At 70.8% G+C, this 13,365-nt stretch carries 14 protein-coding genes; 8 read left to right on the top strand and 6 right to left on the bottom strand.

The genetic code is table 11. The features are described from left to right. Positions 1–165 precede the first annotated feature (165 nt). Positions 166–453: a DUF3721 domain-containing protein gene (locus tag KBY97_RS13200; protein WP_255147591.1), complete on the top strand. Its 288-nt coding sequence runs from the start codon at positions 166–168 to the stop codon at positions 451–453. Then, complete coding sequence (locus tag KBY97_RS13195) at positions 453–893, top strand: hypothetical protein (protein ID WP_255147589.1); 441 nt, start codon at positions 453–455, stop codon at positions 891–893. The genes KBY97_RS13200 and KBY97_RS13195 overlap by 1 nt, the downstream gene beginning before the upstream one ends. A gap of 40 nt (positions 894–933) precedes the next feature. Here the strand turns inward: KBY97_RS13195 and KBY97_RS13190 are convergent, their stop codons facing one another. Then, positions 934–2,202 (bottom strand): chloride channel protein, encoded by a 1,269-nt coding sequence (locus KBY97_RS13190; RefSeq protein WP_255147588.1) that lies wholly within the window; start codon positions 2,200–2,202, stop codon positions 934–936. Further along, entirely contained in the window at positions 2,199–3,395 is a 1,197-nt protein-coding gene (locus KBY97_RS13185) for an MFS transporter (protein WP_255147586.1), read from the bottom strand. Before KBY97_RS13185 ends, KBY97_RS13190 begins: the two co-directional genes overlap by 4 nt. A gap of 29 nt (positions 3,396–3,424) precedes the next feature. On the opposite strand from KBY97_RS13185, the gene KBY97_RS13180 reads away from it, so the two are divergent. Next, the gene (locus tag KBY97_RS13180; RefSeq protein ID WP_255147585.1) at positions 3,425–3,979 is read left to right on the top strand and encodes an antibiotic biosynthesis monooxygenase; all 555 of its coding nucleotides are present in this window, start codon (positions 3,425–3,427) and stop codon (positions 3,977–3,979) included. Between the two features lie 2 nt (positions 3,980–3,981). On the opposite strand, the gene glnT is transcribed toward KBY97_RS13180, so the two are convergent. The 4 genes from glnT to KBY97_RS13160 all read right to left on the bottom strand — a co-directional run bounded on the left by glnT (position 3,982) and on the right by KBY97_RS13160 (position 8,582). Further along, positions 3,982–5,223 (bottom strand): type III glutamate--ammonia ligase, encoded by a 1,242-nt coding sequence (gene glnT / locus KBY97_RS13175; RefSeq protein ID WP_255147601.1) that lies wholly within the window; start codon positions 5,221–5,223, stop codon positions 3,982–3,984. A gap of 76 nt (positions 5,224–5,299) precedes the next feature. Then, positions 5,300–6,289 (bottom strand): alpha/beta fold hydrolase, encoded by a 990-nt coding sequence (locus KBY97_RS13170; protein WP_255147584.1) that lies wholly within the window; start codon positions 6,287–6,289, stop codon positions 5,300–5,302. Further along, entirely contained in the window at positions 6,286–7,254 is a 969-nt protein-coding gene (locus KBY97_RS13165; RefSeq protein ID WP_399217829.1) for a fatty acid desaturase, read from the bottom strand. The genes KBY97_RS13170 and KBY97_RS13165 overlap by 4 nt, the downstream gene beginning before the upstream one ends. A 32-nt stretch (positions 7,255–7,286) precedes the next feature. Next, complete coding sequence (locus tag KBY97_RS13160; protein WP_255147599.1) at positions 7,287–8,582, bottom strand: MSMEG_0569 family flavin-dependent oxidoreductase; 1,296 nt, start codon at positions 8,580–8,582, stop codon at positions 7,287–7,289. Between the two features lie 244 nt (positions 8,583–8,826). On the opposite strand from KBY97_RS13160, the gene KBY97_RS13155 reads away from it, so the two are divergent. The 5 genes from KBY97_RS13155 to KBY97_RS13135 are packed head-to-tail and all read left to right on the top strand — an operon-like array spanning position 8,827 to position 13,162. Then, the gene (locus KBY97_RS13155) at positions 8,827–9,309 is read left to right on the top strand and encodes an MSMEG_0572/Sll0783 family nitrogen starvation response protein (protein WP_255147583.1); all 483 of its coding nucleotides are present in this window, start codon (positions 8,827–8,829) and stop codon (positions 9,307–9,309) included. Between the two features lie 2 nt (positions 9,310–9,311). Further along, a complete protein-coding gene (locus KBY97_RS13150) occupies positions 9,312–10,340 on the top strand; it encodes a Nit6803 family nitrilase (RefSeq protein ID WP_255147582.1) in 1,029 nt (342 codons plus the stop codon). Next, complete coding sequence (locus KBY97_RS13145; RefSeq protein WP_255147580.1) at positions 10,333–11,523, top strand: MSMEG_0568 family radical SAM protein; 1,191 nt, start codon at positions 10,333–10,335, stop codon at positions 11,521–11,523. The genes KBY97_RS13150 and KBY97_RS13145 overlap by 8 nt, the downstream gene beginning before the upstream one ends. Next, a complete protein-coding gene (locus tag KBY97_RS13140) occupies positions 11,523–12,167 on the top strand; it encodes an MSMEG_0567/Sll0786 family nitrogen starvation N-acetyltransferase (protein WP_255147578.1) in 645 nt (214 codons plus the stop codon). Before KBY97_RS13145 ends, KBY97_RS13140 begins: the two co-directional genes overlap by 1 nt. Then, positions 12,164–13,162: a sll0787 family AIR synthase-like protein gene (locus tag KBY97_RS13135; protein ID WP_255147577.1), complete on the top strand. Its 999-nt coding sequence runs from the start codon at positions 12,164–12,166 to the stop codon at positions 13,160–13,162. Before KBY97_RS13140 ends, KBY97_RS13135 begins: the two co-directional genes overlap by 4 nt. The last annotated feature ends 203 nt before the right edge of the window (positions 13,163–13,365 follow it).

Here is a 13,365-nt window from a genome sequence, read left to right as displayed (position 1 = left end):
ATGGCAGGGGAAATGGCTCGAAAGAGCAGAAAGCAGGCCGATTCTTACTGGATCTGCACCGAGACAGGCCACCGCAAACATTTGGGGGGCCCAGGTGTCGCTTGCAGCCTTGTTGCCCAGAGCTTCCCTAGATTCCGCACCAAAGCCTTCGTCTTTTCAGCCCCGATGAGTGCTCCGTTCCCTGCCGGCTGCGCCGGCTTGCACCAGCGTCTGCTGACCCTGGCGGGTTTCACCCTGCTGCTGGGCGGCACTGGCCCTGCCATGGCCGGCAGCACACCCACCCCTGCCAAGGACGGGGGCGTGCAGGCCGTTTTCGCCACGCAGCAGGAGGCTGAGGCGGCAGCGCCCCGTTTTGGCTGCACGGGTTCTCATAGCCACGGCAAGATCTGGATGCCCTGCACAGGCCACCCACCTACTCCGGGCAGCGGAAAGAGCGGCGGTCATTCGCACTGATGCAGGAATCCGGATGCGGCTCCAACCCGAAGTTGGTGGCCATCGGCATTGCTCCGCTGGGGATCATTTCGATCGGCATCGTGCCGATGGGAGTGGTGAGCATCGGCGTGGTGCCGATGGGGGTGATCAGCCTCGGGGCCGTGGGCATGGGGGTGATCAACCTCTCCGTCGTGGGCATGGGGGTGATCGTGGCCGGCGTCAATGTGATGGGCGTGTGGTGGACGGGCCTTGAAGGCATGGGGCCGTTCCGGCACGGGCCGATCCCGGCGCGCGTGCACCATCACCACGGCGCCGCGCCGCCGCCCGCAGCGCTGATGGCCTACCCCAGCAAGGAGACGGCGCTGCAGAAGGCGAAGGAACTCGGCTGTGAAGGCGTCCACGCGATGGGCGACCTGTGGATGCCCTGCAGCGAGCATCCCGGCGGTCACGGCGCGCACTAGGGCGCTGCCTGTTTTTGGTTCAGGTGCCGCACGAGGGGCATCACCCTCTAGAGCCCGCCCGCAGGAAGGCTTCAGTCTGCGCCTCGTTCCAGCTGATGCCGCCGTGCCAGCGGCCGATGGCAGCAGCGATCGCTGAGCCAGTGAGCAGCCAGGGGAGCACGGCGGCATTGCCCTGCAGCGTGAACACGAACAGGCCGCAGAACAGCGGGGTGCGGCAGGCGCCGCTGAACACGGCGGCGGCAGCGACCCCGGCCAGCGCCGCCTGCTGCTCCGCCGGCAACTGCTGCAGCCAGGGCCCCACCAGCACCGCCCCCAGGCTCATGGAGTCGTGCATCAGGCCGCCGGGTGCACCGATCGCGATGCTCAGCAGGGGCCCGAGCAGCCGCGGCAGCGGCGCCCACCAAGGGCCGTCGGGCGTGCCGGCCAGGGATGGGCCGAGCGCGAGCGACCCATCGTTGAGGCTGATGCCGCCGCTGGCCAGCGCCAGCAGCGTGAACAGTGCGGCGATCGCCACCGCCGCCGGCCAGCGCCTGGAACACAGCCAGGGGCCAAGCCACTGGGCCAGCGGCACCAGCAGGCGTACCAGCACCACCCCCACCAGCGCCGCCAGCACGGAGATCAGCAGGGCGAGTGGCAGCAGCTCCGGCGCCAGCGCCACCGCCATCCCTTCCGCCAGCCGGGCGGGTTGGCCCAGACCGGTGGTGAACAGGGTGCCAATGCCGGCCAACAGCAGCGTGGGTGCCACCAGGCTGAAGCCGGCCACCGCGCTGAGCTCTTCGAGCGCATAGGCAGCGCCCAGCAGGGGAGAACGGAAGGCGGCCCCGAGGCCGGCGCCACCGCCGATCGCCGCGGTGAGCGCCAGCGGCAGCTGCTGCAGCGGTGCCAGCCGGCGGCGCAACGCCAGCAGCAGCGCAGCGCCGAGGGCGGCGGAGGGCGATTCGGTGCCCACGCTCAGCCCGGCCAGGTGGGTGAGGGCCAGCAGGGGCAGGCGGGCCAGCTGGTGGCGCAGCGACAGGGGGGCCAGGGCGCGCTCGCGCTCGGCGTCGCTGCGGGCTGTCTGCAGCGCGAGTACACCGGTGAGGCCACCGCCGCGGCCCGCCGCCAGCGGCCCCCAGGCCAGCAGCACGAACAGCAGCGTGGCCAGCGCCGGGGCGAGCACCAGCCGGGGATCCAGCGCCCCGTCGCCGCCGAGGGGCCAGAGCCGCTGCAGCCGGAAGCCCAGCTCCGACAGCCACTGATAGGGAAGTTCGGCCAGGCCGATCAGCACACCGGCCAGCAACAGGCAGAGCGCGAAGGCGAGGCGGTTCATGCCGGACTGAGGCGGGTGTGGCGGGTGTAGGTGCGCACCAGCAGCCCGAGCACCAGCGCCAGGGCGAGCAGCGTGAGCGCCAGCGGCAGCTGGGAGGTGGCGGGCAACACGGTGGCGATCAGCACCAGCAGCCCGGAGCCCTCCTGCTGCAGGAAGCCGGTGAGGGCGGAGGCCTGCCCGGCCTGGGCTGGAAACGCTTGCATCGGCATCGCCAGCCCGATCGGCACCAGCACGCTGGCGCCGACGGTGATCACCAGCATCGGCAGGAACAGGGAGAGGGTGTCGAACCAGCCGCCCAGCCCCAGCCCCACCATCAGCAGGCCGCCGAGCAGGATCGTGCCCAGCCCGAAGCGCAGCAGCCACGGCTGTCCCCTGGCCACCACGAACCGCACCACCATCAGGGCCCCGGAGATGTAGGCCACGGTGAGGCCGAGGGAGAGGGAGCCGAAGCCCGCCGCGTTGAAGCCGAAGCGCGTCTCAAAGATGAAAGGGCTGGCGGCGTCGTACAGGGCGATCATGCCGGTGGCGAGGGTGGCGATCAGCGCCGGCAGCAGAAAACGGGCATCCACGGCGAGCCGCAGGTAGCTGCGGCCGATCGCCGCCACCGACTGGTTGCTGCCGACAGCCGCCCGCTCCGCGCTGAGCGATTCGGGCAGGGCACGGGCCAGGTAGGTGGCGGTGGTGAGTCCCAGCGCCGCCAGCAGCAGAAAATCCACCCGCCAGCTGGTGGCGCGCGCGATCAGTCCGCCCACGAAGGGGGCTAAGCCCAGTGCCAGCGCGAAGCTGATGCTGGCAAACGACATCGCCCGCGCCAGTTCCCGGTTGCTCAGCACATCCCGCAGCGCCGCCCGCGACACCGAGGTGCCGCAGCCGGCCCCGACCCCCTGCACCACCCGCAGCACCAGGAACGGCCCGAAGCCCGGCACCACGGCCAGCAGCAGGCTGGCGGCAATGAACACCCCCAGCCCAGCCAGGGCGATCGGCTTGCGGCCCCGTCGATCGGAGAGAGGCCCCCAGACCAGCTGGGAGGCGCCGTAGCCGAGCGCATAGGCGGTGACCGTGGTTTGGGTGGCGGCGGCATCGACACCGAACGCAGTGGCCAGCTGCGGCAGGGAGGGAAGGTCGATGAACAGGCCTGCCTGGCCGAGCGCCGCACCGAGGCACACGTACAGAATCACCGCCAGGTTGTTCATCCGCCCTGACCTGCGGAGGGTTGCGCTGCATGCCCCACGAGGATCCGGCCGTCACCGTTGATGTGCTGCAGCGGGTGAAGCCCGGCCGCACCGCCGCCTTCGAAGCGACCCTGAGCGAACTGGTAGGCGCCGCCCGCCGCTGTGAGGGCCATCTGGGCGTGAATGTGTACCGCCCGGTGGATGAACACGATTCCAGCTACCGAATCGTGTTCAAGTTCGCGCGCCTCAGCCAGCTGCGGCGTTGGGAGGTGTCGCCGCTGCGCCTGGCCCTGCTGGCGCGCCTGGCGGAGCACACCGTGGTGCCACCGCAGATCTCCGTGCTGAGCGGGCTGGAAACCTGGTTCACCCTGCCCCGGCAGCCGGGGGTTCCGCCGCCGCCCCGCCACAAGATGGTGGTGATCACCACCCTCACGATCTTTCTGCTGATCAACCTGGTCAGCCTGCTGCTCTCGCCGCTGGTGCGGGAGCTGCACCCGCTGCTTCGCACCCTGCTGGTCACCGCCACGACGGTGACCCTGATGACCTACCTGGTGATGCCACGGGTGACGCGCCTGTTCCGCCGTTGGCTCTACCCGCGCGCCTGAGCTCACGCCTGCCGCCGCAGCTGTTCATAGGCCTGGCAGAACGGTTCGCCCAGCGCCTGACGCAGCACCTTGTCGCCGGCGAAGGCCTCCAGCGCCTCCTCCACGCTGCCCGGCAGCGGCCGCGCCCGGCCGATCGGCGGATCGGTGTAGGCGTTGGCGTCGTCGCGGGGGCCGGGATCGAGGTGGCGCTCGATGCCATCGAGGCCGGCGGCCAGCACCGCTGCCGGCAGCAGGTAGGGGTTGGCGGCGCCATCGGCGAGGCGCAGCTCGAGCCGCTGGTCGTCGGGGATGCGCACCATGTGGGTGCGGTTGTTGCCGCCGTAGCTGATCCAGCCCGGTGACCAGGTGGAGCCGGAGGTGGTGCGGAGGCCGCCGAGCCGCTGGTAGCTCTCGGCCACCGGATTGGTGAGCGCGCAGAGCGCCGGCGCATGCTCCAGCAGCCCGCCCAAAAAGTTGTAGGCCAGCGCCGACAGGCCCAGCGGTCCGCGTGGATCGTGAAACAGGTTGTGGCCGTCGGCGTTCCAGAGCGAATGGTGCAGGTGGGCGCCGTTGCCGGTGAGGGAGGCGAACGGCTTGGGCGAAAAGCTCACCCGCGCGCCGTGCTGCTCGGCCATCGCCTGCGCCATCACCCGGAAGAAGGCATGGCGGTCGGCGGTGACCAGGGCATCGGCGTAGGTCCAGTTGAGCTCGAACTGGCCGTTGGCATCCTCGTGATCAGCCTGGTAAGGCCCCCAGCCCAGTTCGCCCATGCCATCCAGCAGGCCGCCGATCAGCGGGTACTGCCGCATCAGTGCCAGCTGGTCGTAGCAGGGTTTGCTCTGGCTGTCGTCGCCATCGGCGATCGCGGCGCCGCCGGGCTGCAGCAGGAAGAATTCCGCCTCCACGCCGGTGCGGAAGTGGTAGCCCCGCCGCACCGCCCGCTCCAGCTGGCACTTCAGCACCCAGCGCGGCGACTGCTCCAGCGGCAGGCCGCCCACCTGCAGGTCGGTGGCCACCCAGGCCACCTCCCGCTGCCAGGGCAGCACCATCAGGCTGGAGGTGTCCGGCAGGCCCAGCACGTCGGGGTCGGCGGGGGTCATGGCCAGCCAGGCGGCGAAGCCGGCGAAACCGGCACCGGCGGCCGCCACCTCCTGCACTGCCGCCACCGGCACGAGCTTGGCCCGTTGCACCCCGAACAGATCGGTGAACGAGAAGAGCACGTGGCGGATGCCGCGATCGGTCGCGAAGCGGGCCAGGTCGATCATCGAAGCGGTGGGGGGTGAAAGGGATGGGGGGCTTGCGGCCATCAGCCAGGCGGGGTGTTGTGGCGGCTTGAGCGCGTCAGTCGTCGCAGAGCCGCTCCAGGGCGCTGCGGATGAAGGCCTGTTCGGCTGGCGCGTCGCGGGGGTTGCCGGCGCGGTGGCCCAGCACCGAGTCGATCACCGCGAAGCGGGCGCCAGGAATCTGATCGGCCTCGGCCGCGCAGTCGTCGGGCGGAAAGTAGAGATCGTGGCTGCCGGCCAGCACGGTGGTGCGGGCGCGGATGCCGCTCAACGGCGCCGGCAGGGCGTTGGCCAGCCAGGTATCGAGCATGGCGATCAGGTCGTGGGGATCATGGCGGCGGTAGGCCGGCAGCCAGCTGCGCTCCACCGCCTCCTCCACGCTGGCGATGCCCTGCAGCAGGTGGCGCCCCTCTTTGTAATAGGCCTGGCTGGCGGCCCAGCTGGCGTAGATCAGCGCGAAGCTGCGCAGACCCTGTTCCGGGCTGGTGCGGAAGCGGCGCCCATCCCAGGCCGGATCGGCGGTGAGGGCCTGGCGCAGGCTCAGCAGGAACAGGCGGTTGTGGGGGGTGGTGTGGGCCGTGCCGCAGAGGCACAACAGCCGCTCCACCGCCGCCGGGGCCAGGGCCCCCCAGTGGTACGCCTGCTGCGCCCCCATCGACCAGCCGTACACGAGCGCCAGCCGCTCCACCTGGAACAGCCCGTGGATCAGCTGCTGCTGGGCCCGCAGGTTGTCGCTGTGGTGGATCACCCAGCCGTCTTCCGCCAGCCCCATGGCGCTGTTGCTGGGACTGCTCGAGCGGCCGTTGCCGAACTGGCTCACCAGCACCACGCACCACCGCGCCGGGTCGAGGATCGGGCCCACCACCCATTCGATGTCCTCCGGCCAGGCCCCGTAGGAACTGGGGTAGAGCACCAGGTTGGAGCGCTGCGGGTTGAGCGTGCCGTACACCCGGTAGGAGAGCTGAGCGTCCGGCAGTGTGTGGCCGCACTGGAAGGAGAACGGCCCCAGCGGGAAGTGGCGGTCGCCGCTGGAGGCCGGGGCGCTCAAACTGGCTGCGGTTGGAGGGTGGGTGCGGCGGGCAACTTCAGCAGCGACGGATCAGCCAGAAAGCGCCGGTGCACCGCCAGGTAGCCCGGATCCAGGTGACGCAGCTGGGGCGCCAGCCACTGGTGGGCTGCCGGCAGGGCATGGAACGGCACCGAGGCGAACAGGTGATGCTCGGCGTGGAACGGCATGTTCCACATCAGCCAGCGCAGCGGCGCCAGGGTGACGGTGGTGCGGGTGTTGCTGAGGCCGTTGGTGCCGGTGTCGCAGCCGCCGTGCTCGGCCAGCAGCACGAAACGCAGCAGCGGTTGCCCCAGCGCCAGGGGCAGCAGCCAGTGCCAGAGCAGAAAGCCGTTGCTCCCCGGCAACGACAGCAGCAGCAGCGCGCCGTACACAGCCGCCTGCTTCAGCAGGGAGCGGCGCACCGCTGGCGCCGCATCGGCGGGGATGTAGGGGTTGGAGCTGAACTCACCGCGCAGGCCGCGCAGGTGGCCGCGCAGCTTGGCGTTCCACCAGGGCAGGCCGCTGAGTTCAAGCAGGTAGGCCCCGCGGCTGGTGGGTGGGTGGTCTTCCAGTTCGGGATCAAGACCCGGCTGGTGGGTGTAGCGATGGTGCCACTGGTGGTAGCGGCGGTAGAAGTCGGCGTTGTAGAAGCTCAGCACCCCTGCCCACCAGGCCACGGCGTCGTTGACGGCGCGGCTGGCGAAGGCGGTGCGGTGGCCGCATTCGTGCATGGCGCAGAAGGCGAAGGCCAGGCCCCAGCCACACAGCAGCAGGGCCGGCAGGCGCAGCAGCAGGCTGAGCCGTTCGTCGCCCCACACCCAGCCCGTCGCCAGGATCAGCCCCGCATGGGAGAGGGTCTGCAGCCAGCCGGCCCGATCGGAGCGGCCATTGAGGCGACGCAGCTCGCCGGTGGGAATCAGGGCGCTGGCATCGGTTGAAGGGGTCGCTCCTGGATGGTCGTCCAAGGAAGGGGTCGCCGCTGGATGGTCCACAGCCTTCATGAGCCGAGCAGTGCCGTGCATTCCAGCGGCTCTGGCCGGCTGCCGCGAGGCTGCAGCTGCTGCTGGATCCACTGGGCGAGGTGGTCGGCGTCGCTGCCGATGCCGCAGAAGCGTCCCGACCCCCAGGTGTGCAGCCACGGCAGGCCGATGAAATAGAGCCCTTCGGCCTGGGTGATGCCCCGGTGATGCACCGGCTCGCCGCTGCCATCGAACACCGGCACTTCCACCCAGCTGAAATCGGAGCGATAGCCCGTGCACCAGATCACGGCGGCCAGCGGCTCCTTGTAGAGGTCGAGCTGGCTGAGCTCGGGGCTCGGGGCAGGCCGCCAGCAGGGCTGGTAGGGGGGCTCCAGCGGCGCGTCGAGGCCGGTGGCGGCGATGTGGGCATCGATGCTGGCGCGGATGCGGCTGTACACGGCATCGGCCGCATCCAGGTTGTCGGCCAGGTTGTCGGCGAAGCTCAGGCCGCCGGCGGTGATCCTCTCCAGCCGGCCGTGCAGCACCATGCCTTCGCTGGCCCGCTGGCGCAGGTCGATCTCGCGGCCGCCGTCGCGGCCGGTGAGGTAGTGGTTGGTCTTGTGGCGGACGGCGCGCGGATCGGCATGGGCGTCGATCGGGGTGTCGTAGACCCCCATCCGCTCCAGCCACTCCACGACGTCGCGGCCGCGGTAGCGCCGCGGGGAGCGGGGTGCTGAACCCACGCTGAGGTGCACGCGGCGGCCGGCCAGGAAGAGGTCTTCGGCGATCTGGCACCCCGACTGGCCGCTGCCCACCACCAGCACCGGCCCCTCCGGCAGCTGATCGGGGTGGCGGTAGTCGCGGGCATCGAGCTGCAGCACCTTGCCGGGCAGCCGCTCGGCCATCGGGTGGCGGCGCGGGTGGTGGTAGGCGCCGATGGCGATCACCACCTGCGTGGCGTCGATCACACCGGCGCTGGTGAGCAGGCGGTAGCCGTTGCCGCTGGGCACCAGCCGCTCCACGCTCACCCCCTCACGAACGGTCACGGCTGAGCGTTCGGCAAAGCGGCGCAGGTAGTCGACGATCGCGTCGCGGCCCATGAAGCCGTGGGGGTCGTCGCCGTCGTAGGGGAAGCCGGGCAGGCGGCACTGCCAGTTGGGGGTGACCAGGCAAAAGGAATCCCAGCGTTGCTGCTCCCAGGCATGGGCCACCCGGTGGCGCTCCAGCACAAGGGCCTCGATGCCCCGCTGCTGCAGGCAACTCGCCACCGACAGCCCCGCCTGGCCGCCACCGATCACCACCACCGCCGCTGCGGTTGGGGTGGCAGCCGCCACATCGGCAGCGGCAGCGGGTGAGGTGGAGGCAGACCCCACAGGCAGGCGGCGAAGGGGAGGGTGAAGATGGCGCGGCCAGGCCATCACCCATTCCATCGTGAGGTGCTGGAAGGGGCGAGCTGGTAGCAAGCAAGACCGAATCGCAGGCCAGCACGGGCCGTGGCGTTTGGTACCGGCTGCTACGCAACTTCACACAGCCTTGATGCATGGTCGTGGCGCTGTTTCCTTCACAGGTCGCCGGTTCATGCCTGAGGTCACCCGCCCCGCCAATCAACCTGGCGATTTCCTCGTGGATTACGAGGAGAAGGTGTTCCCCGATGTGAAGGCGGAACCGGGCGAAAAGGCGCTCGTCACCTTTCACACCGTGGCGTTCGAAGGCTCGATCGGCCTGGTGAACCTGTTGCAGGCCAGCCGCCTGATCAACAAGGGCTTCGAAACTTCGATCCTGCTCTACGGCCCCGGCGTCACCCTCGGGGTGCAGCGCGGCTTCCCCAAGCTCGGTGATGCCGCCTTCGACGGCCACCTCAACTTCAACGCCCGCCTGCAGAAGTTCATGGACCAGGGCGGCAAGGTGTATGCCTGCCGCTTCGCCCTGCAGGCCCTCTACGGCCACGGCGAAGGGGCGCTGATGGCGGGCATCACCCCGGTGAATCCGCTCGATGTGCTCGACATCGTGCTGCTGCACCGCAAGGAAGGCGCCTTCATCCTCGACACCTGGACGCTCTGACGATGAACGGCCCGATCGTCGTGGCCGCCGCCCAGATCCGTCCGGTGCTGCACAGCCTGGAGGGGTCTGTCGAGCGGGTGCTGGCGGCGATCGCGGAGGCGGCCAGCCAGGGGGTGCAGCTGATCGTGTTCCCTGAAACCTTCCTTCCTTATTACCCCTACTTCTCCTTCGTGGAGCCGCCGGCGCTGATGGGCCGCTCCCACCTGCGGCTCTATGAGCAGGCGGTGACGGTGCCGGGCCCGGCGCTGCGCCGCATCGCCGCCGCGGCGCGCGAGCACGCCATGCACGTGCTGCTGGGCATCAACGAACGGGAGGGCGGCAGCCTCTACAACGCCCAGCTGTTGATCGATGCCAGCGGCGCGCTGCTGCTGAAGCGACGCAAGATCACCCCCACTTATCACGAGCGGATGGTGTGGGGGCAGGGCGATGGCGCCGGCCTCACGGTGGTGCCCACCGCGCTGGGGCGCATCGGTGCCCTCGCCTGCTGGGAGCACTACAACCCCCTGGCCCGCTTCAGCCTGATGGCCCAGGGGGAGGAGATCCACTGCGCCCAGTTCCCCGGGTCGCTGGTGGGCCCGATCTTCAGCGAGCAGACGGCCGTGACCCTGCGGCACCACGCGCTGGAGGCGGGCTGTTTCGTGGTGAGTTCCACCGCCTGGCTCGATCCCGCCGACCTTGACCAGATCACCACGGATCCGGCGCTGCAGAAGGCGTGCCAGGGGGGCTGCCACACCGCCGTGATCAGCCCGGAGGGCCGCTACCTGGCGGGTCCGCTGCCGGAGGGGGAAGGCCTGGCGATCGCCGAACTCGACCCGGCCCTGATCACCAAGCGCAAACGGATGATGGACAGCGTGGGCCACTACAGCCGCCCCGACCTGCTCGGCCTGCGCCTCGATCGATCGTCGGCGGGTCAGGTGCAGGAACGGGACGGGGGCAACGCAGCGGCAGCCGGTGACGGCGCAGGTCCTGCCACGGCAGACGCCTTGCCCGTGCTCCTGGAGCCCTTGCTGGAGGCCTTGCCCCATGGCTGAGTCCAGGGATGCCGCCGCGCTGGCGCGGCTCGTCACCGACCTGCAGGTGCAGGGCCTGGTGGAGCCCGGTGTGCCCGGCAACCAGGGCCGCCGCGGCGGAGCCGGCCCCTCCGACCACCGCGCCCTCACCCTCGATGGCACCACGGTGATGGTGCCCGTGTACAGCAGCGCCGCCCAGCGCTCCCCCTTCCGCCTGGAGGCCGGCGGCGCCGGGCTGGAGCTGCAGCGGGAGGCGCCGCTGGCACCCGCCACGCCACTGGTGGTGGGGGTGGAGGCGCCGCCGGAGCCGCGCTTCTACGGCCTGCACACCGCCGACGGCACGCCGTACCGCTCGATCGCGCTGCTGCACAGCCGCGATGTGCTCGCCACCACGCTGCTGCAGACCTGCATCCGCTTCCGCGACCGCAGCCAGTCGTGCCAGTTCTGCGCCATTGAGCAATCGCTTGAGGATGGCCGCACCCTGGTGCGCAAGACCCCGGCCCAGGTGGCGGAAGTGGCGGAAGCGGCGGTGCGGCTCGATGGGGTGCGCCAGCTGGTGATGACCACCGGCACCCCCAACAGTGACGACCGCGGCGCCCGCCTGCTGGCCGAGACGGCGGCGGCCGTGAAGGCGCGGGTGACCCTGCCGATCCAGGCCCAGTGCGAGCCGCCGGAGGATCCGATCTGGTTCCAGCGCATGAAGGACGCCGGCGTGGACAGCCTCGGCATGCACCTGGAGGTGGTGGAACCCGAGGTGCGCCGCCGCATCCTGCCGGGCAAGGCGGAGCTGAGCCTGGAGCGCTATTTCGAGGCGTTCGAGCAGGCGGTGGCGGTGTTCGGCCGCGGCGAGGTGTCCACCTATCTGCTGGCGGGGCTGGGTGACAGCGCCGCCGCGATCGTGGCCTGCAGCGAGCGCCTGATCGCCGCCGGTGTGTACCCGTTCGTGGTGCCGTTCGTGCCGATCAGCGGCACGCCGCTGGAGCACCATCCCGCGCCCAGCGCCGCCTTCATGGTGGAGGTCTACACGGCCGTCGCCGAGCAGCTGGCGGCATCGGATCTGCGCGCTGCAGCGATGTCGGCGGGCTGCGCCAAGTGCGGTGCCTGCTCGGCCCTGTCGCTGTTCGAGCAGGCGGCCACCACGAGCGATGCCCCATCGGCCCCATCGGCCACCCCTCCGACGGGCTGCGGCCCCTCCAGCTCCTGATGTTCTTCATTGATCCCTCCAGCCACGACATCGGCCGCAGCCCCACCTCGGCGCCGGCCGCCTTCACCCCGTCGGTGCGCTGGGGCCTGGGCATCGACGCCGAGGATTTCCGCCTTTCCCCCTCGGCCTGCTCCGAGCGCTTCTCCTTCCATCTGCTGCGGCCCGGCACGCCGCTGCTGGCCGGCTACTGGGAGCTGCGCCGCCGCATTTTCTGCCAGGAGCAGCATCTGTTCGAAGCCTCCGACCGCGACGCCCGCGACGCGGACGCCACCCCGATCGCGGCGATCGCCCACGGGGCCAACCGGGCGGGCGGCAGTCAGGGCGGCAGCGGGCCGGTGGTGGGGGTGGTGCGGATCCTGGAGCAGGAGCCAGGGCTCTGGTACGGCGGCCGGCTCGGCGTGGACGCCGCCTTCCGCCGCCACAACCAGATCGGCAAGGGCCTGATCTGGAAGGCCGTGACCACCGCCAACGGCTGGGGCTGCGACCGCTTCCTGGCGACGGTGCAGGAGCAGAACGTGCGTTTCTTCCAGCGCCTGCACTGGCACTCGGTGGACACCCTGGAGCTCAAGGGGCTGCCCCATCACCTGATGGAGGCCGACCTCAGCTACTACACCCCGTCGCGGGAACGCCGGCCGGTGGCATGAGCGGCATCGACCTGGCGCCGCTGGCGGCGCGGCTGCGGGCCTTGGCCGGCCTGCAGGGCAAGCGTGCGATCCAGCGCCCCGCCGCCCATTTCCCCCACCAGCCCTTCGCCGCCCTCGGCCCGGCCGGCCTGCTCGGCGATGACGCCGCCCTGGTGCCGGCCTGCGGCGGCCGCCTGCTGCTGGCCAGCGAGGGGATGGATCCGGGCCTGCTGGCCAAGGATCCCTGGTTTGCCGGCTGGTGCGGCGTGCTGGTGAACCTCAGCGACATCGCCGCGATGGGCGGCCGGCCGCTGGCGCTGGTGAACAGCCTCTGGTGCCGCGGGGCGGAGCGGGCCGAGCCGGTGCTGGCGGGCCTGCAGGCGGCGGCGGCGCGCTTTGACGTGCCGGTGGTGGGCGGCCACACCAACCTCAACAGCCCCTACGACGCGCTGGCGGTGGCGGTGCTGGGCAGCGCCGCTGGCGCGGTGCTGTCGGCCCGTTTCGCCCGCCCCGGCGACCACTGCGTGCTGCTGGTGAATGGCGCCGGCCGCTTGCGCCTTCCGGATCGTTTCTGGGATGCGGCCACGCAGGCTGCGCCGGAGCTGCTGCGCCGCCAGCTGGCCCTGCCGGCGCAGCTGGCGGAAGGCGGGGTGGTGCACGCCGCCAAGGACATCAGCATGGGCGGCCTGGTGGGCACGGCGGTGATGTTCTGCGAGAGCGCCGGCTGCGGCCTGACGCTCGAGCTCGAGGCGATCACGCCGCCTGAGGGCGTGCCGCTGGACGACTGGCTGGCCTGCTTCCCCAGCTTCGGCTTCCTGCTGGCGGTGGCGCCGGAGCAGGAGCCGGCCCTGCGGGCAGCCGTCGCGGCGGAGGGCAGTGAGCCGGCCCTGATCTGCCAGCCGATCGGCCGCTTCACGGCGGAGCCGGGCGTGCGCCTGCGGGCCGGCGGCGGCGAGGAAACCGTGTGGAGCGGCGCCGAGGCGCTCACCGGCTTCGGCCCGGTGCCGTCGGGGTAATGAGGTTTGCGCGGCGAGCGCCGTGCTCAGCCTCGGTGGGTTGGTTCTGCTTCAGCGCTCACCATGTTTCCTTCTCGATCAGCTGTTCAAGCTGTTCGTTCACCTGCACCTTTCCTCATCAATACCTTTCCGCATCAATACCTTTCGGGATCAACACTTTTCGAGATCAACACTTCTCTGCATCACGCCCTCTCACCGCTACT

Origin of the sequence: Synechococcus sp. ATX 2A4 (assembly GCF_024346375.1) — a bacterium.
In the GTDB taxonomy this organism is placed as follows: domain Bacteria; phylum Cyanobacteriota; class Cyanobacteriia; order PCC-6307; family Cyanobiaceae; genus MW101C3.
Note: the sequence above shows the minus strand (reverse complement) of the source record. Positions and strands in the feature narration are given on the sequence as shown.

Bases quoted from the DNA above. Each gene is read 5' to 3' on its own strand.
- KBY97_RS13200 (WP_255147591.1), top strand. From the start codon at position 166: ATGAGTGCTCCGTTCCCTGCCGGCTGCGCCGGCTTGCACCAGCGTCTG.
- KBY97_RS13195 (WP_255147589.1), top strand. From the start codon at position 453: ATGCAGGAATCCGGATGCGGCTCCAACCCGAAGTTGGTGGCCATCGGC.
- KBY97_RS13190 (WP_255147588.1), bottom strand. From the start codon at position 2,202: ATGAACCGCCTCGCCTTCGCGCTCTGCCTGTTGCTGGCCGGTGTGCTG.
- KBY97_RS13185 (WP_255147586.1), bottom strand. From the start codon at position 3,395: ATGAACAACCTGGCGGTGATTCTGTACGTGTGCCTCGGTGCGGCGCTC.
- KBY97_RS13180 (WP_255147585.1), top strand. From the start codon at position 3,425: ATGCCCCACGAGGATCCGGCCGTCACCGTTGATGTGCTGCAGCGGGTG.
- glnT (WP_255147601.1), bottom strand. From the start codon at position 5,223: ATGATCGACCTGGCCCGCTTCGCGACCGATCGCGGCATCCGCCACGTG.
- KBY97_RS13155 (WP_255147583.1), top strand. From the start codon at position 8,827: ATGCCTGAGGTCACCCGCCCCGCCAATCAACCTGGCGATTTCCTCGTG.
- KBY97_RS13150 (WP_255147582.1), top strand. From the start codon at position 9,312: ATGAACGGCCCGATCGTCGTGGCCGCCGCCCAGATCCGTCCGGTGCTG.
- KBY97_RS13145 (WP_255147580.1), top strand. From the start codon at position 10,333: ATGGCTGAGTCCAGGGATGCCGCCGCGCTGGCGCGGCTCGTCACCGAC.
- KBY97_RS13140 (WP_255147578.1), top strand. From the start codon at position 11,523: ATGTTCTTCATTGATCCCTCCAGCCACGACATCGGCCGCAGCCCCACC.
- KBY97_RS13135 (WP_255147577.1), top strand. From the start codon at position 12,164: ATGAGCGGCATCGACCTGGCGCCGCTGGCGGCGCGGCTGCGGGCCTTG.